General features: G+C 72.7%; 15 protein-coding genes. 6 read left to right on the top strand and 9 right to left on the bottom strand.

The window, feature by feature from the left end:
- Positions 1 to 90 precede the first annotated feature (90 nt).
- The gene (locus tag RMN57_RS13490; protein ID WP_313767811.1) at positions 91 to 1,287 is read right to left on the bottom strand and encodes a helix-turn-helix domain-containing protein; all 1,197 of its coding nucleotides are present in this window, start codon (positions 1,285 to 1,287) and stop codon (positions 91 to 93) included.
- A 277-nt stretch (positions 1,288 to 1,564) separates the two neighbouring features.
- On the opposite strand from RMN57_RS13490, the gene RMN57_RS13485 reads away from it, so the two are divergent.
- Positions 1,565 to 2,341: a pirin family protein gene (locus tag RMN57_RS13485; RefSeq protein WP_313763655.1), complete on the top strand. Its 777-nt coding sequence runs from the start codon at positions 1,565 to 1,567 to the stop codon at positions 2,339 to 2,341.
- 57 nt (positions 2,342 to 2,398) lie between these two features.
- Here RMN57_RS13485 and RMN57_RS13480 read toward each other — a convergent pair whose 3' ends face one another.
- Positions 2,399 to 3,232, bottom strand: coding sequence for a serine hydrolase domain-containing protein (locus RMN57_RS13480; RefSeq protein ID WP_313763654.1), 834 nt, complete (start codon positions 3,230 to 3,232; stop codon positions 2,399 to 2,401).
- A 140-nt stretch (positions 3,233 to 3,372) separates the two neighbouring features.
- Between RMN57_RS13480 and RMN57_RS13475 the strand changes: the two genes are divergently transcribed.
- Positions 3,373 to 3,891, top strand: a complete 519-nt coding sequence (locus tag RMN57_RS13475) for a MerR family transcriptional regulator (protein WP_313763653.1) — start codon at positions 3,373 to 3,375, stop codon at positions 3,889 to 3,891.
- Positions 3,888 to 4,901, top strand: coding sequence for an aldo/keto reductase (locus RMN57_RS13470; protein WP_313763652.1), 1,014 nt, complete (start codon positions 3,888 to 3,890; stop codon positions 4,899 to 4,901). Before RMN57_RS13475 ends, RMN57_RS13470 begins: the two co-directional genes overlap by 4 nt.
- A gap of 54 nt (positions 4,902 to 4,955) precedes the next feature.
- On the opposite strand, the gene RMN57_RS13465 is transcribed toward RMN57_RS13470, so the two are convergent.
- A complete protein-coding gene (locus RMN57_RS13465) occupies positions 4,956 to 5,534 on the bottom strand; it encodes a TIGR03086 family metal-binding protein (RefSeq protein ID WP_313763651.1) in 579 nt (192 codons plus the stop codon).
- A 100-nt stretch (positions 5,535 to 5,634) separates the two neighbouring features.
- Here RMN57_RS13465 and RMN57_RS13460 point away from each other — a divergent pair, with 100 nt between their 5' ends.
- Entirely contained in the window at positions 5,635 to 6,609 is a 975-nt protein-coding gene (locus RMN57_RS13460) for a WYL domain-containing protein (protein WP_313767810.1), read from the top strand.
- Positions 6,610 to 6,629: 20 nt separating this feature from the next.
- Here RMN57_RS13460 and RMN57_RS13455 read toward each other — a convergent pair whose 3' ends face one another.
- The 5 genes from RMN57_RS13455 to RMN57_RS13435 all read right to left on the bottom strand — a co-directional run bounded on the left by RMN57_RS13455 (position 6,630) and on the right by RMN57_RS13435 (position 13,846).
- Positions 6,630 to 7,844 carry an alpha/beta hydrolase gene (locus RMN57_RS13455; RefSeq protein ID WP_313763650.1) on the bottom strand — a complete coding sequence of 405 codons (1,215 nt, stop codon included), beginning with the start codon at positions 7,842 to 7,844 and terminating at the stop codon, positions 6,630 to 6,632.
- A 348-nt stretch (positions 7,845 to 8,192) separates the two neighbouring features.
- Entirely contained in the window at positions 8,193 to 8,540 is a 348-nt protein-coding gene (locus tag RMN57_RS13450; RefSeq protein WP_313763649.1) for an MmcQ/YjbR family DNA-binding protein, read from the bottom strand.
- Between the two features lie 67 nt (positions 8,541 to 8,607).
- Positions 8,608 to 10,911, bottom strand: coding sequence for a Dyp-type peroxidase (locus tag RMN57_RS13445; RefSeq protein ID WP_313763648.1), 2,304 nt, complete (start codon positions 10,909 to 10,911; stop codon positions 8,608 to 8,610).
- 31 nt (positions 10,912 to 10,942) lie between these two features.
- Positions 10,943 to 12,844 carry a galactose oxidase-like domain-containing protein gene (locus RMN57_RS13440; RefSeq protein WP_313763647.1) on the bottom strand — a complete coding sequence of 634 codons (1,902 nt, stop codon included), beginning with the start codon at positions 12,842 to 12,844 and terminating at the stop codon, positions 10,943 to 10,945.
- Between the two features lie 315 nt (positions 12,845 to 13,159).
- Positions 13,160 to 13,846: a TetR family transcriptional regulator gene (locus RMN57_RS13435; RefSeq protein ID WP_313763646.1), complete on the bottom strand. Its 687-nt coding sequence runs from the start codon at positions 13,844 to 13,846 to the stop codon at positions 13,160 to 13,162.
- 216 nt (positions 13,847 to 14,062) lie between these two features.
- On the opposite strand from RMN57_RS13435, the gene RMN57_RS13430 reads away from it, so the two are divergent.
- Complete coding sequence (locus RMN57_RS13430; RefSeq protein WP_313763645.1) at positions 14,063 to 15,667, top strand: MFS transporter; 1,605 nt, start codon at positions 14,063 to 14,065, stop codon at positions 15,665 to 15,667.
- 165 nt (positions 15,668 to 15,832) lie between these two features.
- Here RMN57_RS13430 and aceE read toward each other — a convergent pair whose 3' ends face one another.
- Positions 15,833 to 18,583 (bottom strand): pyruvate dehydrogenase (acetyl-transferring), homodimeric type, encoded by a 2,751-nt coding sequence (aceE, locus tag RMN57_RS13425; RefSeq protein WP_313763644.1) that lies wholly within the window; start codon positions 18,581 to 18,583, stop codon positions 15,833 to 15,835.
- 517 nt (positions 18,584 to 19,100) lie between these two features.
- On the opposite strand from aceE, the gene RMN57_RS13420 reads away from it, so the two are divergent.
- On the top strand, positions 19,101 to 19,538 hold the full coding sequence (locus tag RMN57_RS13420) for a DUF3052 domain-containing protein (RefSeq protein ID WP_313763643.1): 438 nt from the start codon (positions 19,101 to 19,103) through the stop codon (positions 19,536 to 19,538).
- The last annotated feature ends 205 nt before the right edge of the window (positions 19,539 to 19,743 follow it).

Raw genomic sequence — 19,743 nt, 5'->3', positions numbered from 1 at the left:
GGTTCAACCCTCTCTCGCCGGACGCCCGGGGGCGGGTAGGCGACGGTAACGAAGAAAAGCATCGGGGATTGTAAGTTCCCTACATCGGGCTCAGCTCTGCTCGCCGGCCGCCGTGAGTCGCCCCAGCGCCAGTGCGATACGCAGCGTGAACGCCGAACGCACGTCCGACGGAGCGTATCCCGTGACGTCTGTCACACGTCGGAGCCGGTAGCGCACCGTGTTGGGGTGGACGAAGAGCATTCGGGCGGCCCCCTCCAGCGAGGAGGCCTGCTCCAGGTAGACACTCAAGGTCTCCAGCAGCGCCGAGCCGGCCTCGTCCAGCGGTGTGTAGATCTCCTCCACCAACTGGCGGCGGGCCGCCTGGTCCCCGGCGAGCGCCCGCTCCGGGAGCAGGTCGTCGGCCAGCACCGGGCGCGGCGCGTCCGGCCAGGCGGCGCAGGCCCGCAGGCCGGCCGCGGCGGCGTGCGCCGAGCGGGTCGCGGACAGCAGGTCGGGCACGGTGGGGCCGACCACCACCGGGCCGGGCGCGAACTGGCCGATCAGCGCCCGGGCGGCGTGCACCGGCTCCTTGTCGCCGCCGACCACGACCACCAGCCGCTTGCCCAGCACTCCGGTCAGCACGTGCAGCTTGGCGTAGCGGGCGGCCCGGCGGATCGCCTCCACCACCAGCTCGCTGTCGCCGTCCGGGGCGCTGCCCATCACCACTCGGACCTGGCTCGGCTGGCCCCAGCCGAGCGCGGCGGCGCGCGAGAGCACTCCCTCGTCGGCGTCACCGGAGAGCAGCGAGTTGACGACCAGCGCCTCCAGTCGCGCGTCCCACGCGCCGCGCGCCTCCGCGGCCTGGGCGTACACCTGGGCGGTGGCGAAGGCGATCTCGCGGGCGTAGACCAGCACGGACTCGCGCATGTCCGCCTCGTCGCCGGGGGCGGCCACCTCCTCGATGGCCTCCTCCATCACCTCGATCGTGGTGCGGATCAGCTCGACGGTCTGGCGCAGCGTGATGGCGCGGGTCAGCTCGCGCGGCGCGGTGCCGAACACGTCGGTGGAGATCGCCTGCGGGGCGTCGGGGTGGCGGTACCACTCGGTGAAGGCGGCGATACCGGCCTGGGCGACCAGGCCGATCCAGGAGCGGTGCTCCGGCGGCATCCGCCGGTACCAGCCGAGCTGGTCGTCCATCCGCGCGATCGCGGCGGTGGCCAGCTTGCCCGAGGACTTCTCCAGCCGCTTGAGCGTCGCGGCCCGGCGCTCGGCCCGCTCGGCGGCGAGTCTGCGCTCCTGCGCGGTCAGTCGCGGCGCCGCGCGGCCGGGCCGGTCGCGGCCGGCCCCGGGGGTCGGGCCCGGCCCGCTCTGGTCGGGCTTGGCGGTGGGTTCGCTCTGGGAGTTCGCGGAAGCGGCTGGCACAAGGACAAGACTGCCTCACCGGAGTGACTGCTCGTGCACAACCCCCGGCGCAGCGACGCGGTGGCACCCGTCACACCCGCGCTCCGCAGGGCGTGCCGGAGCCGCGCCGGGAGCGCCCGGAACGCGCCCGGAACCTGCCCGGGGGGCACGCTACCGTGGGCCCGTGACCGACGCCCCCGCCCGCCCCCGCGCCGACCTGCGCCGCACCGCCGAGCGCTACCTCTCCACTCCGGCCGAGGGGATCGAGACCAGACACGCGTTCTCGTTCGCGGGTCACTACGACCCGAGGAACACGCACTTCGGCGCGCTGCTCGCGTGCAACGAGGAGCTGCTCGCACCGGGCGCGGGGTTCGACGAGCACAGGCACCGGGACACCGAGATCCTCACCTGGGTGCTGGAGGGCGCGCTGGCCCACCGGGACTCCCGCGGCCACAGCGGTGTGGTCCGCCCGGGCATGCTCCAGCACCTGAGCGCGGGCTCCGGCGTCACCCACACCGAGCGCAACGTCGGCGGCGCCGGGGGGCCGGTCCGCTTCGTCCAGATGTGGCTCCAGCCGGACGCCTTCGACGCGCCCCCGGCGTACGGACTGCGCCGGGTGGAGCGCGCGCCCGGCGGGTTGACGCTGCTCGCCTCCGGGCTCGATCGGGACGCCGGCACGGACGCCCTGCGGCTGCGCCGCAGCGACGCCGCGCTCTGGCTGGCGACCGCCGGCCCCTGGCAGCCGCTGCCCGAACTGCCGGCCGCGCCCTGGCGCTACGCGCACCTGACGGCCGGTTCGCTCGGCTACCGGACGGTGCCAGGGCCGCAGGGCGGCGGGCGCTCGATGGTGCCCGGCGACAGCGTCCGGATCACCGGCGGCGCCTTCGCCGACCCGGCGGCCGGCGGGACCGGCGCCGAGCTCCTGCTCTGGGAGATGCACTCGCCGGTCTCGTACGGCTGACGGGCGTCCGGTTTCCGTCCCGGCCGGCTCGGGACGAGGGGACGCCCGCGCCGGGCCTCAGCCGCGCAGCTCGGCCACGACGGCGTCGCTGAGCTGCGGCCAGACCTCGGCGGCCCACGGCCCGAAGTCCCGGTCGGTGAGCGCGATGCAGGCCGCGCCGGCCTCCGGGTCGACCCAGAGGAAGGTCCCGGACTGGCCGAAGTGGCCGAAGGTGGCGGGGGAGTTGGCGGTGCCGGTCCAGTGCGGGGCCTTGCCGTCGCGGATCTCGAAGCCGAGGCCCCAGTCGTTCGGCCGGCGGTGGCCGAAGCCGGGCAGCACGCCGCTGGTGCCCGGGAAGGCGACCTCGCGGGTGGCGGCCCGCACGGTGGACGGGTCGAGCAGCTTGGGCGACTGCAGCTCGGCGGCGAACAGCGCGAGGTCCGCGACCGTGGAGAGGCCGCCAGCCCCGGCGGGGGACTTGTGCGCGGTGTTGATGAGCGTGTCGCGCATGCCGAGCGGCTCGAACAGCGCCTCGGCCGCGTACCGGCCGAACTCGATGCCGGAGGCCTGCTGGAGGGCCTGCGCCAGCACGTCGAAGCCGGCGTTGGAGTAGAGCCGGCGGTTGCCCGGCTCGGCCATCACCCGGTGCTCGTCGAAGGCGAGGCCCGAGGTGTGCGCGAGCAGGTGGCGGACGGTCGACCCCTCGGGCCCGGCCGGGTCGTCCAGCTCGAAGACGCCCTCCTCGACCGCGACGAGCACGGCGTAGGAGGTGAGCAGCTTGGTCACCGACGCCAGCGGGAACAGGTGGTCCTGCGGACCGTGCCCGCCCAGCACGGCGCCGTCCGCACCCCGCACCACGGCCGCCGCCGCGTGGGGGACGGGCCAGGTCTCGATCATCCGCAAGCTCTCCATGGGCCCGACTCTAACCGGCCGCCGCCGCCCGGGTGCCGGGAGCACCGGGCTGGCAGGCTTGCTTTGAGTGCACTCCAACTCGTTAGCGTCTTGAACCGACCCACCGAGGCGTGGGTCGCTCACCACTGGGGGTTTCGACCATGGCCACGCTCGCGTCGATCGAGATCGACCTGAGGACCTGCTCCGAGGTGTTCAACGCGCCGGTCGGCGTGCCCGACCGGACGCCCCGGCACAGCATCAGCGAGGTGGCGGCGGCCAGCGGGCTGACCGCCCACACGCTGCGCTGGTACGAGCGGATCGGCCTGCTCGACCCGGTCGACCGCGCCGCCTCCGGCCAGCGCCGCTACTGCGACGCCGACCTGCACCGGCTGGCCTTCCTCGGCCGGCTGCGGCTGACGAGCATGCCGGTGGCCGACATGCTCCGCTACGTGGAGCTGGCCCGCGAGGGCGAGCGGACCGCCGAGGACCGGCGCGAGCTGCTGGTCGCGCACCGCGAGGTGGTCCGGCAGCAGATCGCCGATCTGCACGCCACCCTCGCCGTCCTCGACTTCAAGATCGATCTCTACGCCGGGAGGCTCGCCGCCTGCGGCGTGCCGGCGCAGACCCCGCAGACCGCACAGACAACGCAGACTTCGGACAGGAAGCAGCAGAGCGCATGACGAACACCATTCTCCCCACCGTCCGGCTCGGCAACGACGGCCCGGCCGTCGGCGTCCAGGGCCTCGGCTGCATGGGCATGAGCGAGTTCTACGGCCCGACCGACACCGTCGAGGCCCTCGCCACCCTGGACGCGGCCCTGGAGGCCGGCGTCACCCTCTTCGACACCGCCGACGCGTACGGCTCCGGCCACAACGAGGAGCTGATCGGCCCGTTCGTCCGCGCAAACCGGGACCGGGTCGTGCTGGCCACCAAGTTCGCCCTCGAACGCCGCGCGGACGACCCGACGTACCGGGGCATCCGCAACGACCCGGCCTACATCCGCTCCGCCGTGGACGCCTCGCTGCGCCGGCTCGGCGTGGACGTGATCGACGTCTACTACATGCACCGGCGCGACCCGGCCGTGCCGCTCGCCGAGTCGGTCGGCGCGATGGCCGAGCTGGTGGCGGCCGGCAAGGTGCGCCACCTCGGCCTCTCCGAGGTGACCGGGGCGGAGCTGCGCGAGGCGTACGCGGTGCACCCGATCGCCGCCCTGCAGTCCGAGTGGTCGGTCTTCGCCCGGGACGTCGAGAGCTCGGCGGTGCCGGCCGCGGCCGAGCTGGGCGTCGCCTTCGTGCCGTACTCGCCGCTCGGGCGCGGCTTCCTGACCGGCTCGTTCGCCGCGGCGGAGGAGCTGGCCGCGGACGACTTCCGCCGGAGCCAGCCCCGGTTCCGCGGGGAGAACGCCGCGGCCAACCTCGCGCTGGTCGAGCCGATCCGGAAGATCGCCGCGGCGCGCGGGGCGACCGCCGCGCAGGTGGCCCTGGCCTGGGTGCACCAGCGGGCGGAGGTGCACGGCCTGACGGTCGTGCCGATCCCGGGCACCCGCAAGCGCACCCGGCTCGCCGAGAACACCGCGGCGGCCGCGCTCCGGCTCACCGCCGAGGAGCTGGCGGCGCTGGAGCCGATCGCCGGCCAGGTGGCCGGCGACCGCTACACGGACATGACCTTCACCTCGGCCGGCCGCGACTAGCCAGGCCGGCCCGGTGGCGGGAGCGGGGCGGCCGGTCCCGCTCCCGCCGGGGCGTCAGACCTCGCGGCCCAGGTAGGCGGCCAGCCGGGTGGTGGCGTCGGCGTCGGCCGGGGCGGGCCGCACCGGGCCGAACGGGACCGGTCCGCCGCGGTTCTCGGCCGGCAGCACGAACTCGGCGACGGCCAGCGCGGCCCGTCCCAGCTCCTCGTCCAGGGCGAGGCCGCTGCCGAGGGCGCGTGCGACGTCCCAGGAATGGGTGACGGCCTCCATCACGTAGCCGCCGACCGCGGCCCGCCCGGGCACCTCGCCCCAGGGCGCGAAGGACGGGCGGTCCAGCTTGGCGTCGTCCGCCCAGGCGGCCGTGACCCGGGCCCGGGCCCGCTCGAACGCCGCCGGCCAGGCGTCGTCGGGCAGGTCGCCGGTGGCCGCGACGACGTCCTCGGCCCGGCCGCCCTCGCCGATGTAGGCGAGCCGGTGCACACCGCCGACCACGTGGCCCAGCAGCTGCCGCAGGTCGTACTCCTCGCACGGGGTCGGCCGGTCCAGCGCGGCCGGGGTGGCCTCGGCGATCAGCTTCTCCAGCTGGCCGAGCGCGAGCAGGTACAGCGGGCGGGGGTCCTGGGTGGTGTCCATGCGGGATCAACTCCGTCGTCGGAAGGGGGTTTTCGCTTCGGAGGCAATCTCCCGGCAAAACCTGACAACGAGCGTCATGATTTCTGTCATCCTCGTGGGCATGAAGGCCGACCGCCTGCTCTCGATCCTGCTGCTGCTCCAGACCCGCGGCCGGGTGCCCGCCACCGAACTGGCCGAGCGCCTGGAGGTGTCGGTCCGCACCATCTACCGCGACGTCGAGGCGCTCTCGGCGGCCGGCGTCCCGGTCTACACCGAGCGAGGGCGGCACGGTGGCATCGCGCTGCTGCCCGGCTACCGCACCGACGTCAGCGGCCTGACCGCCGACGAGGCGCGGGCCCTGTTCGTGCTCTCCGCCCAGGGCGCGCACAGCGACCTCGGGCTGGACGGCGCGCTCGGCTCGGCGCTGCGCAAGGTGATGGCCGCGCTGCCCGCCCCGCACCGGCCCGCCGCCGAGCGGATCAGCGAGCGCATCCTGGTCGACCCGGTCCGCTGGCTCCAGCCCGGCGGGAGCGCCTCCGGGCCGGACCTCGGCGAGCTGCAGCACGCCGTCTTCGCCGACCGCCGGCTGCGGCTGCGGTACCGGCACAGCGGCGCACCCGTCCCCGCGGAGTACACCGTCGACCCGTACGGCCTGGTCAGCAAGGCCGGGGTCTGGTACCTGGTGGCCGACCTGAACGGTGAGCCGCGGCTGTTCCGGGTCGAGCGGGTGCTCGCCGCCGAGACCGCGGAGGAGTCCGTGCGGCGGCGTCCGGGGGTGGGGCTCGGCGCGGTCTGGGCGGTGCTGCGCGACCAGGTCGAGCGGCTGCCCAAGGACGTGCCGGTCAAGGTGCGGGTCCGGCGCGGGCGGCTGGACATGTTCGTCCGGATCCACTCCACCCGGCTCACCGCCCCGCCGCCGGAGTCGGGCGCCGGGGCCGCCGACGACTGGGTGGAGCTGGCGATGGGGTTCCAGGCGCTGCCGGCCGTCCGCGCGCTGCTCGCCTTCGGCGCGGACGCCGAGGTGCTCTCGCCGCCCGCGGCCCGCCGGGAGCTGGCCCGCGCCGCGGCGGAGGCCGCCCGGCTCTACCGGGACTGACCGCCGGGGTCGGATCCGCCCTACGGCGTGTCCGCGGGCGGGCGGACCACGTTCTCGTAGCGGCCGAGCGAGACGGCCGCGAAGTTGTGCAGGCTGTCGGTGCCCTCGGCGAAGTAGCCGTTGTGGCCGGAGGAGCGGGCCGAGGAGATCTGCTCGGCCCCGAAGTCGGTCGAGGTCGGGTCGGCGCCGTGACCGAGCCCGCCGACCTCCAGGTACGGCACGTTGCCGATCCAGTCGCTGCCGTTGCGGGTGGCCCAGACGTGCACGCCGGCGCCCAGCTCGGCGGTGCTCTGCACGCCCATGCCGGGGCTGCCGAACACCATCAGGTCGGTGATCCCCGAGGTGTCGGACGGCGAGGCGGCCGCCCGCGGGATCTCGGGGGCGGCGCTGCCGCAGACCACCGAACCGTAGGAGTGGCAGAGCAGGGACGGCGGCGCGTCCGGCCGGGTGGTCTCCTTGAGCCCGGCGAGCAGCCGTTCCAGCCGGGGCGCGCCGACGTCGGCGAGCCGGGAGGTGACGGCGTCCGGCCCGAGGCCGGAGGGGGTGACGTAGCCGGTCCAGGCGATCACCGCGGTCCGGGTGCCGGGCGCCTGGCGGTGCTCCTCGGCGTACAGCGCGCGGGCCATGCCCGCGGGGGAGCGCAGCGGCTCGGCCGCCTGGTCGAAGTGGCCGAGGTCGGCGTCCGAGCCGGGTACCAGCACGGCGATCCGGTCGGCGTCGGCGAGGTCGCCCCAGACTTCGGTGACCAGGCCGCGCCCGCGCGGGTCGAAAGCGAGGACCTGCCGCTCGGACGCCAGCAGGTGCTCGACGTCGTTGGCGCGGGAGACGGCCAGCGCGCGCTGCTCGGAGTCCAGCTTCCGGTCGGCGGCGCGGGCCCTGGCGCGGTCGCGTTCGGCGGCCAGCGCGATCCGGTTGGCCCGGTAGCGCAGGTCGACCGGGGCGCCGTCGAAGTTGCCGACCACCAGCGGGTAGTCCCGGATCAGCCGGTCCAGCTCGGTGGGCGCCAGGGAGGCGAAGAACTCGGCCGCGGCGGCCGGGGTGGTGGTGGCCGGGTCCGGCATGGACTGCCCGAAGGAGTGGTCCTCGACCCAGGCGGCGCTGCCGGCTGGGGGCGTGGAGATCGCCAGCTGCTCGGTGGACGCGGCGGCCTGGGCCGCGGCGGCGCCGGCATCGGCGAGCACGGCACAGCCCGCGAACGCGCCGATCAGAACACGCTTCCACCGGCGACGGCGCATCGCGTCAACTCCCTAGGGCCTGTCTTGTGGATCAGGTCGGATCAGACCGCGGCGTCTGGGTGCGTGCATCGCAAGGCGGAGGAGGGAGTCCATGCGGTGGGGGCACCTCCCTGCCGAAGGCCGGGGGCCAACGGCGACCGACGACAACGCGGCGAGGTGCGTGCCCGGGCGCCGCGGGCCCGGGCAGATCCACAAGACAGGCCCACGGGCCCGTGACCGTTCCACGGGCGGGGCCCGGAGGGTGGTACGACTGCCAACTTCCTTGCGCAAGCCTAGGGGTCCGGAGGACTGTCGGCGCCGCGCCAAACTGTGGGATGGATCACATGAACCGCGGGTGTCCGGGCGGCGTCACCCGTTCGTGCCGGCGTCGAATTCTCGGACCATCCGTTTGGGGGCGGTCCGCCGCCAGGCCTCGGTGAGCAGCTCCCGCAGCTCAGCGGGGTCGACGCGGTCGAGCCGGACACCGATCCAGCCGTGCCGGCCGACGTACGCGGGGTAGTCGAAGACCTCGGGCTCGGCCGCGAGCAGCTCCGCCTGGTCCTCCTTGGAGGCCTTCACGCTGACGCTCCCGCCCTCCGGCGAGCCCATCGCGAAGATCTTCGCGCGGACCCGCAGGGTCTCGATCTCCCAGGTGGGCTGCTGCTCCGCCCCGGGCAGGGCGAGGGCCATCGCCAGGAACTCCTCGAACGTCACCATGGCGGCAGCGTAGGCCAGAAGGAGTCCCCGGCACGCGCGGGTCCGGGCGCGTGCCGGGGACGACGGGCTACTGGAGCGAGGTCCAGAGGTTGCACGAGCGGTCGCGGAGGACCTGGAAGTCCCGGTGGCCGGCTCCGTCGGAGACGGCGATCCGGCGGTAGTTCTCACCGTGGAACACCCAGTACTGACTTTGCCCCCCGACCCGCTGCTGGTCCGGCACCGGGAGGAAGCAGTCCACCTTGCCGATCCCGTTGAGCGAGGCCCAGGCGGTGAGGTCCCAGTCCGCGCGCTCCCAGACGTCGGTGTGGGCGCTGCCGTCGGCGATCGAGATCAGCCGGTAGAGCTGCTGCCCGCCGCTGGTGTGGAACACCCAGTACCAGCTCTTGCCGTTGACCCGCTGCTGGTCGGGCACGGGCAGGAAGCAGTCCACCCGCTCGACGCCCTGGAGCGAGGGCCAGGCGGTGAGGTCCCGGTCGTCGCGCTCCTTCACGTCGGTGTGCTTGGTGCCGCCGGCGATCGAGACGGTTCGGTAGACCTGCTTGCCGCCGGTGCTGTGGAACAGCCAGTACCAGCTCTTGCCGTCGGGGCCCTGTTGGTCGGGGATCGGCAGCACGCAGTCGATCCGGCCGACGCCCTTGAGCGAGGGCCGGGTGGCGTACGCACTGTCGCCCTTGACCAGCCCGTCGGCGGACCTGAAGCCGTCGGCCACCGAGATCTTCCGGTAGAGGCCGTTGTGGCAGACCCAGTACTGGCTCTGGCCGCCCTTGCGCTGCTGGTCGGGCACGGGGAGGAAGGTGTCGCAGGGGTACCCCTTGCCGCCCGGCTGCGGGAGCTGCTGGCCGGCTTGCTGGCCGGCCAGCGGGACGAGGCGCCCCTCGGAGAGTGCGGTGAGGGTGCTGATCGATGGCGAGAAGGCGTAGACCGAGCCCTCGGTCCGGACGAACTGTCGGAAGCTCAGCGGGGTGTGCTTGACCGCGCCGCCCGGGTCCTGGCTCTTGTAGTGGACATCCGCCTGGGCGATCACCGGGTCCTGGCCGGGCTCCTCCTCCGCGGGGGGCGGATTGTTGGGCCCGGGCGGGAACGTGGGCTCGTCGATCCAGTCCACCTGGATGAACTCGAACTGCCGGGCGATGTCCGCCTGGTAGGAGACGAAGAGCAGCCCGCGCTCTTCGTCGGCGCCGCTGCCGGGGGCTCCCGAGGTCGGGTCGAACGGCTGCCCGTAGGGCGCGCCGCGGCGCATGATCCGCCGGCCGTCGAGGAAGTGCGCCGGGATCGGGTCCGTGTTCGGGCCGGGCCGCAGGCCACCCCGCGGGCTGGTCTTGCGCAGGTGCGAGAAGACCGGGGTGACGAGCCCGTCGGGGTCTTCGCGGAAGTCGAAGTCGTTGTCCGACGCCGCGTTCGGGTCACCCGTCGGGTCCTGGATCTGGTGCTTGCAGACCGGCGCGCCGGAGCGCCAGCGGCCGACCAGCCGGGCGGCCAGCCAGTCGACGGTGGCGGTCTCCGGCACCGCCTTGGCCTGCTTCAGCTCGCCCAGTCTGACGGAGACCTGAGCCCACCAGCTGGGGACGTCCTGGGCCAGCCGGCGGACCACCTGGAAGGAGCCGTTCTTCGCCCACTCGGGGTAGTCGGTGAAGCTGCCGGCGGCGACCTCCTCGCCGACCACGAACTCGCCGGCCGGGATGATGCGGGTGCCGGGATGGCCGTCGACCTCGTCGTCCGTGGTCGGGCTCGGCCGGTCGAAGAACCTGACACCGGGTTCGCTGATGCCGTCCTTGAAGCCGAAGTGCTCCTTGCCCTTGCGGGCGCCGCCCATGTGTTCGGCGTTCTGCTGGAAGATGATGACGATCTTGGCGTCGGTGGCCGCGTTGCGCTGGGTGGTGAGGGCGTTGTTCAGGCCTTCCACGGTGTCCGAGGCGATCGTCAGCACCGCGTGCACGGGCTGGTTCTTGCCGTTGCCGAACTTCCAGCGCTCCGGGGAGTTGTCCCCGGTGTCGCCGAGCGCGCCGGCCCGCTTGGCCGAGCCTTCCTTGAACGCCCCCGGGCCGGTGCCGGGATTCGGGTCCTGCTCGAACGGGTCCTTGTCGGAGAGCATCTTCATGCCCTCGTAGGTGAAGCTGACGCCGAGCCAGGTTGCCTTGAGCGACTTGGGATCGTCACCGCCGGACGCTCTGCGGGCCTCGCTGAACGCCTCGTTGAACGCGGCGACCTGCCGGGTGGTGGCGATCTGCGGGGCGAGGTCCCGCAGCCAGTTCCGGGCCCTGATCGTGTCCTCGAACTTGAGGAACAGCAGGGTCACGTGGTCCTTCTTGAAGCCGGCGATGACGTCGCCCTGGATCTCGTCGCTCTCGCGCAGTCTCAGATCCGTTGCCATGGGGTTTCCTCCGGGTGGGGGTTCGGGGGGATCAGGCCGAGGAGCTGAGCTGCACCCACTGCGCGACGCTGGGCACGCCCTGGTCGTTGAGCAGGAAGAGCATGTACCAGCCGGGGGGCGCGGCCTTGGCGTCCGGCGGGGCCTGGAACTCCAGCCGGTTGCCGGCCCGGCTGCTGAGCCGCAGTTCCAGGTGGCGCTGGCTGGTGTTGACCGAGTGGGTGGAGGTGGTCGGTGCGAGCAGGACGGCCTTGGCGGCGCGCTCCGGGGTGCTCGTGGTGACCAGGAACTTCTTGTCGTAGCCGATCGCGCCGGTGGGCGCCCGGTCCAGCGAGGGGCGGTTGTTCTGGTGCAGGTAGGCCGGCTCGTAGATCTCGATGGTGCCGTTCATGTCGTCGTTGATGTCCGGGTCGTTGGCGAGCTGCTGGAGCTCGTCACCGGTCACCATGACGCGGCCGTCGGGCAGGACCACGGCGTTGGAGTGGTAGCCGCGGGGCAGCCGCTGGACCGGGCCGAGCTTCCAGTTGCCCTGGGCGTCGCGCAGCTCGGTCTGCCGGTACTTCAGGTCGGCGTTCGGGTTGTACGGGCCGTTGCCGTAGTCGCGGATGTCGTAGGCGCCGTTGACGGTCATCAGCGTGCCGTCGGGCATCAGTAGGGTGTCGTCCTGGGTGCGGCCGAACGCGCGGGACTTCTCGGCCGTCCAGTTGCCGTTCGAGAAGCGCAGGGTGCTCGGGTTGTCGCGGTCGCCGCCGAGGATCAGCGCGGAGTCCGGGCCGTTGACGCCGCCGGGCAGCATGACGGCCGACCCGTAGTTGCGCTTGTGGCCGTCCGGGCGGGCGGTGAGGTCGCTGCGGGTCTCGGCGACCGGGTCGAAGAGCCACTGCTCGCCGGCCTGGCGGCCGAAGCCGTAGACGTTGCCGTCGCGCAGCGAGAACAGGTGCGGGTAGTCCAGGCTGAACGGGGCGTCCGCCTTGAACCGGTCGACCGGGGTGTTCCTGGGGACCTGGGTCTTGGTCTGCGGGACGTCGTAGCCCTTGGCGGGGAAGCGCTCGACCACGGGGGTCGGGGTGCCCCAGCCGAGCTCGGACTGGCCGGACATGATCAGCTGCCGGCCGTCGGCGCCGGTCACCACGGACGGGTACCAGCGGCCGACCGACATGTCGGGGTTCCGCGTCCAGGTCTCGGTCCACGGGTCGAAGATCAGCGAGAGCTTGGCGCCGGTGCCCCCGTTGCCGCCGAGGTTGCCGCCGAAGACGCCGAGCATGCCGTTGGGCAGGAAGGAGTGCCCGGCGCAGAAGAACGGCGCCGGGCGCGGCTGGTTGAGGCCGTCCGGCATGTCGACCACCGGCGGGGTGACCTTGGTGAAGGCGTCCGCGCCGAAGCCCTTGGCCGGGTCCCAGAGGTAGGCGCGGCCGGCGTTCTCCTTGCCGGTGGTCTGGGTGGGGGCGGGCTCCTTCTCGGGGTTGCTCTCGATCCGCTCGAACGAGAACACCAGCACCTTGCCGGTCGGCAGCAGGGCGATGTGGTCGCCGAAGTCGGGCGAGGGGAAGTACTCCTTGAACGCGCCGAAGACGGTGGGGTCGAAGCCGGCGTTGGTGCGGGTCTGGGAGTCCGTCAGCGCGTTCAGCCGGTTGACCCGGGTGGTCTGCGGGTAGTCGCCGATGCCGCGGACGGCCGCCCGCATGCGGGCGTGCTCCTCGGCGTGCTCCGGGCCGAGCGCCGCCACCTCGTCGTCCCGCAGTTCGGCCAGCACGCGCGGGGCGGTGACGTGCGGGGCGGTGTCGTCGCCGCCGTGGGTGCGGACCAACGCGGTGGCGGGGGTGATGGCGGCCAGCAGGGTGCCGGCGGTGAGTGCGACGACGGCGGCGGTGGCGACGGCGGACAGCCGTCGGGAGGACCGCGGCCGGCGCCGCGGCCGCGGTGTGGGCAGGGACATGGGGCTCCTCGGAGGGGGGACGTCGGGAGGGGCCGGCGGGGTCACGGGCGAACGGGCCGTGGGCGGGCACAGGGGCACCGGGTGGTTGCCGACCGTCACAGGACATCACAGACAGTGGTGGTTCGCATGCGGATGCATCGCTTCGGAGGGTGCGTGTCGCAGGCGAACGGGGTGTGGGCCCCGGGTCCGTCCTCGTGACGGCCCCGGGGCCCACACCCCGTCATCCCCCGCCCGGTGGGCGGCTGTTCAGGCCGGGTCCGGACCGGCCCTGCGCCGCGCGGGGGCGTCGGGGGCGGTCCGGGCGCGGCGCACCGGTCAGGCCGGGTGCCGCCAGTCGCCGGCCAGGGCGGGCCCCAGCTGGTCGAAGTAACGCCCGATCAGGGCGATCATGCCCTCCGGGCCGGACTCCTCCTGGTCGGCGTTCCAGGACAGGTGGGCGGCGCGCAGCACGCTGCCGAAGACGGCCGCGATCACGGTGGGGCGCAGGTCCTCGGCCGGGTCGAGCCCCTCGCGGGCCGCGATCAGCCGGGCCACCACCCGCTCCTGCTCGGCGGCCCGGCGCAGGTGGGCGGCGAGAAGGGTGGGGGTGTCCTCGATGATCTGGAGCAGCTCCAGCGCACTGGTGACCGAGCCGGGGCCGGTCCGGTGCTCGGCGCCGAGATCGCGCCAGGACTCGACGATCGCCGCGCGCATGGCCTGCAGCGGGTTCTCCTCGGCGGGGCGCCGGCGCAGCCGGTCGATGAAGTAGTCCTCCGCGATGGCCAGGACGGCGAGGGCGACCTCGTCCTTGTTCGCGAAGTAGCGGAAGAAGGTGCGCTGTGAGACGTCGACGGCGGAGGCGATCTCGTCGACGGTCGTCTGTGCGAAGCCCTGGCTGAGGAAGAGCCGGTGGGCGGCCTCGATCAGCGCCGCCCTGGTCCGCTGCTTCTTGCGCTCGCGCAGGCCGGGGCCGGTGCCGCCGGCGGCGGGTGCAGTGGCGGCGGGCGGGAGCTGAGCGGCCATGGCGGGGCCCTCCGGGCGGTGGTGCGGGTGGGGTGCAGGAGCACCACTGTAGCGTCCTGACAAATGTCAGTTCGGGCCAGAAGTCAGTGTTTGCCGAATGGCAGTCACTGACATAATCTTCCCGGGTGGCGCCCGCAGGCCGGGTAACTCGTGGGGACGGGTGGGCCGGGGCGCCACGCCCACGCCTGTCCGCCGCCTCGCCCCGGAGAGCCCCAGATGAGCCAGTCCGTCGTCAAGAGCGCCCAGGCGGACGTCCCGCCGCAGCGCAAGACCCCGCCCGGGAGAAGCCTCCAGGGGCACCCCTGGCTGACCCTGCTGACCGTCGCCGTCGGCGTGATGATGGTCGCCCTGGACGGCACGATCGTCGCGATCGCCAACCCGGTGATCCAGGAGAAGCTGCACGCCGCGCCCTCCGAGATCCAGTGGGTGACCAGCGGCTACCTGCTGGCCCTCGCGGTCTTCCTGATCACCGCGGGCAAGATCGGCGACCGGTTCGGCCACAAGTCCACCTTCCTGGTCGGCGCGGTCGGCTTCGCCGCCACCTCGGCGGCGATCGGCTTCGCCGGCAACATCCAGATGGTGATCGCCTTCCGGGTCCTCCAGGGCCTGTTCGGGGCGCTGCTCCAGCCGGCCGCGCTCGGCCTGCTGCGCGGGGCGTTCCCGGTGGAGAAGCTCAACATGGCCATCGGCATCTGGGGCGGCGTGATCGGCGCCTCCACCGCGGCCGGGCCGATCGTCGGCGGTCTCCTGGTCGAGCACGTCAGCTGGGAGTCGGTGTTCTTCATCAACATCCCGGTCGGCCTGATCGCCCTCGCCCTCGGCATCTGGGTCCTCAAGGACGTCCGGGCCGAGAACGCGGCCAAGTCCTTCGACCTCCCCGGCATCGCGCTGCTCTCGGCGGCGATGTTCGCGCTGGTCTTCGGCATCATCAAGGCGCCGGAGTGGGGCTGGGGCGACGTCTCCACGCTGCTCTTCCTCGGCGGCGCGGTGGTCCTGATGACGGCCTTCGCGCTCTGGCAGCGGGTGGCCCGCGAGCCGCTGATCCCGCTCAGCCTGTTCCGCTCGGTGCCGCTGTCGGCCGGCACCCTGCTGATGGTGCTGATGGCCTTCTCGTTCTTCGGCGCGATCTTCTTCGTGACCTTCTACCTGCAGAACGTGCACGGGATGTCGCCGGTCGAGGCCGGTGTCCACCTGCTCCCGATGACCGGCATGATGATCGTCGGTTCGCCGCTGGCCGGTGTGGCCATCGGCAAGCTCGGCCCGCGCATCCCCATCGTGACCGGCATGCTGCTCACCACCGTCGCGATGTTCGGCATGTCCACCCTGGACACCGGCTCCGGTACGGGGGTGATGTCGCTCTGGTTCGTGCTGATGGGCCTGGGCATCAGCCCGGTCATCGTCGGTGCCACCGAGGTCATCGTCGGCAATGCCCCGCTGGAGCTGTCCGGCGTGGCCGGCGGCGTCCAGCAGGCCGCGATGCAGGTCGGCGGCAGCCTGGGCACCGCCGTGCTCGGCGCGCTGATGGCCGCCAAGGTCACCGACGTGCTGCCGGGCAACTGGGCCAAGGCCGGTCTGCCGCCGGTCGAGGGCGCTCATGCCGAGGGCCTCAACCAGGCCGCCCAGCTCGGCATCGCCCCGCCGGCCCCGGCCGGCACCCCGCAGCAGGCGGTCGACGCGATGGCCTCCGCCGTCCACGACTCCTTCGTCAGCGGCATGTCGCTCGCCTTCGCGGTCGCCTCCGTGGTGGCCTTCGGAGCGGCCCTGCTCGGCCTCCTGACCCGCCGCGGCAGCACCGACGCGGGCCCGGCCGTCCACATCTGACCCAGGGCGCCACGACCGCGGCCCCGGACCCGGCAGGGTCCGGGGCCGCGGCCGTCCGCGCTCGCCGTCCGCGCTCGCCGGACGGACCCGCCCGGGGGGCTCCGGGAACGGCGAGGGGCCGGACCTCCGTGGTGGAGGTCCGGCCCCTCGGTGCCTAGCGGCCGATCAGGCGTCGCCGCCCGCGGCGCCCGGGTCGGCGGCCGCCACGTCCAGCAGCTGGTAGCGGTCGATCGCGTCCTTCAGGGCGCTGCGGTCGATCTTGCCCTGCTTGGCGAGCTCGGTGAGCACCGCCAGGACGACCGACTGCGCGTCGATGTGGAAGTAGCGACGGGCCGCACCGCGGGTGTCGGCGAAGCCGAAGCCGTCGGCGCCCAGCGACTGGTACTGGCCCGGCACCCAGCGCGAGATCTGGTCCGGCACCGCGCGCATCCAGTCGGACACGGCGACGAACGGGCCCTCGGCGCCCTGGAGCTTCTGGGTCACGTACGGGACGCGCTCCTGCTCCTCGGGGTGCAGCAGGTTGAACTCCTCGGCCTCCACCGCGTCGCGGCGCAGCTCGTTCCAGGAGGTCGCGGACCAGACGTCGGCCTTGACGTTCCACTCCTCGGCGAGGATGCGCTGGGCCTCCAGGGCCCACGGCACCGCCACGCCGGAGGCGAGGATCTGGGCCGGGATCTGGCCGGCGGTGCCGGGCGCGTACCGGTGCAGACCCTTGAGGATGCCCTCGACGTCGACGTTCTCCGGCTCGGCCGGCATCTTGATCGGCTCGTTGTAGACGGTGAGGTAGTAGAACACGTCCTCGCCGTGCGGGTGCTGCTCGCTGGAGCCGTACATCCGCCGCAGACCGTCCTGGACGATGTGCGCGATCTCGAAGCCGTACGCCGGGTCGTACGCGACGACGCCGGGGTTGGTCGAGGCCAGCAGGTGCGAGTGGCCGTCGGCGTGCTGCAGGCCCTCGCCGGTCAGCGTGGTCCGGCCGGCGGTGGCGCCGAGCACGAAGCCGCGGGCCAGCTGGTCGGCCATCTGCCAGAACTGGTCACCGGTGCGCTGGAACCCGAACATCGAGTAGAAGACGTACACCGGGATCAGCGGCTCGCCGTGGGTGGCGTAGGACGAACCCGCGGCGATCAGCGAGGCGGTGCAGCCCGCCTCCGAGATGCCGTCGTGCAGCATCTGGCCGGTCGGGGACTCCTTGTACGCCAGCAGCAGCTCGCGGTCGACCGACTCGTAGGTCTGGCCGAGCGGGTTGTAGATCTTCGCCGACGGGAACAGCGAGTCCATGCCGAAGGTGCGGTACTCGTCCGGGGCGATCGGCACGAAGCGGTTGCCGATGCCCTTGTCGCGCATGAGGTCCTTGAGCAGCCGGACGAACGCCATGGTGGTGGCGATGGTCTGGTTGCCGGAGCCCTTCTTGACCGCCTTGTACGCGTCGTCGCCCGGCAGCTCCAGCTTGCGCGGCCGCACCTTGCGGGTCGGCACGTAGCCGCCCAGCTCCTGGCGGCGGTCGTGCATGTACTGGATCTCTTCGGAGTTGCGGCCCGGGTGGTAGTAGGGCGGGTAGCCCTCTTCGAGCTGCTTGTCCGTGATCGGCAGGTGCAGGCGGTCGCGGAAGCGCTTGAGGTCCTCGACCGTCAGCTTCTTCATCTGGTGGGTCGCGTTGCGGCCCTCGAAGTTCGGGCCGAGGGTCCAGCCCTTGACCGTCTGGGCGAGGATGACCGTCGGCTGGCCCTTGTGCTCGCGGGCCGCCTTGAACGCCGCGTAGATCTTGGCGTGGTCGTGGCCGCCGCGACCCAGGTGCTGGATCTGCTGGTCGGTCATGTTCTCGACCATCTTGCGCAGCCGCAGGTCGCCGCCGAAGAAGTGCTCGCGGATGTACGAGCCGGTCTCGGTCGCGTAGGTCTGGAACTGGCCGTCCACCGTGGTGTTCAGCTTGTTCACCAGGACGCCGTCGCGGTCCTGCGCGAGCAGCGGGTCCCAGCTGCGGTCCCAGATCAGCTTGATCACGTTCCAGCCGGCGCCCCGGAACTGGGACTCCAGCTCCTGGATGATCTTGCCGTTGCCGCGGACCGGGCCGTCGAGGCGCTGCAGGTTGCAGTTGACCACGAAGGTCAGGTTGTCCAGGCCCTCGCGCGCGGCGAGCGACAGCTGGCCGAGCGACTCCGGCTCGTCCATCTCGCCGTCGCCGAGGAAGGCGTAGACCTGCGAGTCGGAGGTGTCCTTGATGCCCCGGTGCTCCAGGTAGCGGTTCATCCGGGCCTGGTAGATCGCGCCGAGCGGGCCGAGGCCCATCGAGACGGTCGGGAACTCCCAGAAGTCCGGCATCAGCCGCGGGTGCGGGTAGCTGGAGAGGCCGTACGGGAACTTCGACTTCTCCTGGCGGAAGGCGTCGAGCTGCTGCTCGGTGAGTCGGTCCAGGAGGAAGGCGCGGGCGTAGATGCCGGGGGAGGCGTGACCCTGGAAGAAGATCTGGTCGCCCGACTCGCCCTCGGCGTCCTTGCCGCGGAAGAAGTAGTTGAAGCCGACGTCGTAGAGCGACGCCGAGGACGCGAAGGTGGCGATGTGGCCACCCACGCCGATGCCCGGGCGCTGGGCGCGCGAGACCATGACGGCCGCGTTCCAGCGGGTCGCGTTGAGGACCTTGCGCTCGATCTCCTCGTTGCCGGGGAAGAAGGGCTCGTCCTTGGTGGCGATGGTGTTGACGTAGTCCGTGCTGCGCATCTCGGGCACGGCGACACGCTTCTCGCGGGCGCGCTCGATCAGGCGGAGCATCAGGTAGCGGGCACGCTCGCGCCCCCGCTCGTCGATGGCCGCGTCAAGCGACTCCAGCCATTCCGCGGTCTCCTCGGGATCGAAGTCCGGGACCTGACTCGGAAGGCCGCCAATGATGATCGGGTTGCGATCGGATCCGGAAGCCACGCTGTTCCTTCACTGTCGGTCGAAACTTAGGTGTGTCGCGCCGCCTCCATCGTGCTACCGCGCTCGGAGATCCGTCATCTCTACCGATCGGTAACCGTTCCGCCTGGTGGGCGGTACGGTCTGGCGGTGTGCGGAGCGGGCGCTGTTGCCGGCGCCGCGCACCACCGGGTGTTACGAAAAGAGGTGGTCCGACCTGGTTGCCCGGCCGTCCGATGGCGGGCGGTCGGGGTGAGGGCCAACAGGAGACTCTACGCCCGCGCACGCGCGGACCCCGAATGCCGTTCGCATCTCGGGCACGCGTACGGCCTGCGGACCGGGACCACCCGAAGCATCCTTGTCCTACGCAGAGAAGGGCAAATCGGTGTGATTCGCGACACCTCCCACGGCGTGTCCCGGTGCGACACGTCAACCTTTGGAGGGGATCGGGGGTCGGGTACTTGCGCGAACCGCCGCGCCCGTGTGGACTACGGCCACAGCCTCGGCATGGATGCCGAGCCGAATACTGGAGGTTATTCCCGTGAGCGCGACCGCGGATCCCGCGGACAAGTCCAACCCGGCGCACCGTCTCGGTTTCGAGAAGGACCAGATCATCCAGGAGCTGGGGTACGACGAAGACACTGACCAGGAACTCCGCGAGGGCATCGAGGAGATCACCGGGACGGATCTCGTCGACGAGGACTACGACGACGTCGCCGACGCCGTCCTGCTGTGGCACCGCGACGACGACGGGGATCTGACCGACTCCCTCGTCGACGCCCTGGAATACCTGGCCGAGGGCGGCCTGATCTGGCTGCTGACGCCCAAGACCGGCCGTGACGGCCACATCGAGGCCTCGGAAATCGCCGATGCGGCCCGTACCGCCGGCCTCTCGCAGACCAGCTCGATCGCCGTCGCCAAGGACTGGGCCGCGACCCGCCTGGCGACCAAGGCGGCCACCAAGGGCGGCAAGCGCTGAGCACCCCCTGACGCCGTCGGACCGGGCCCCGCTGGAGCTTCCTCCAGCGGGGCCCGGCCGTTTCGGCGCCCGGGCTGGAGCCCCTGCCGGGGGCGGCGTTCGCCCAGGGCGAAAACGGCCGTTCCGGGCGCCGGCGCCCTCACCCGTCCGGCCGAACCGGCGCCGACGAATGCGAGGATGGCGCTCGTCGCGCCCGCCGCGCGGC

Origin of the sequence: Kitasatospora sp. CM 4170 (assembly GCF_032110285.1) — a bacterium.
Taxonomy (GTDB): domain Bacteria; phylum Actinomycetota; class Actinomycetes; order Streptomycetales; family Streptomycetaceae; genus Kitasatospora; species Kitasatospora aburaviensis.
Note: the sequence above shows the minus strand (reverse complement) of the source record. Positions and strands in the feature narration are given on the sequence as shown.

Bases quoted from the DNA above. Each gene is read 5' to 3' on its own strand.
- RMN57_RS13480 (WP_313763654.1), bottom strand. From the start codon at position 3,232: ATGGAGAGCTTGCGGATGATCGAGACCTGGCCCGTCCCCCACGCGGCG.
- RMN57_RS13475 (WP_313763653.1), top strand. From the start codon at position 3,373: ATGGCCACGCTCGCGTCGATCGAGATCGACCTGAGGACCTGCTCCGAG.
- RMN57_RS13470 (WP_313763652.1), top strand. From the start codon at position 3,888: ATGACGAACACCATTCTCCCCACCGTCCGGCTCGGCAACGACGGCCCG.
- RMN57_RS13465 (WP_313763651.1), bottom strand. From the start codon at position 5,534: ATGGACACCACCCAGGACCCCCGCCCGCTGTACCTGCTCGCGCTCGGC.
- RMN57_RS13460 (WP_313767810.1), top strand. From the start codon at position 5,635: ATGAAGGCCGACCGCCTGCTCTCGATCCTGCTGCTGCTCCAGACCCGC.
- RMN57_RS13455 (WP_313763650.1), bottom strand. From the start codon at position 7,844: ATGCGCCGTCGCCGGTGGAAGCGTGTTCTGATCGGCGCGTTCGCGGGC.
- RMN57_RS13450 (WP_313763649.1), bottom strand. From the start codon at position 8,540: ATGGTGACGTTCGAGGAGTTCCTGGCGATGGCCCTCGCCCTGCCCGGG.
- RMN57_RS13445 (WP_313763648.1), bottom strand. From the start codon at position 10,911: ATGGCAACGGATCTGAGACTGCGCGAGAGCGACGAGATCCAGGGCGAC.
- RMN57_RS13440 (WP_313763647.1), bottom strand. From the start codon at position 12,844: ATGTCCCTGCCCACACCGCGGCCGCGGCGCCGGCCGCGGTCCTCCCGA.
- RMN57_RS13435 (WP_313763646.1), bottom strand. From the start codon at position 13,846: ATGGCCGCTCAGCTCCCGCCCGCCGCCACTGCACCCGCCGCCGGCGGC.
- RMN57_RS13430 (WP_313763645.1), top strand. From the start codon at position 14,063: ATGAGCCAGTCCGTCGTCAAGAGCGCCCAGGCGGACGTCCCGCCGCAG.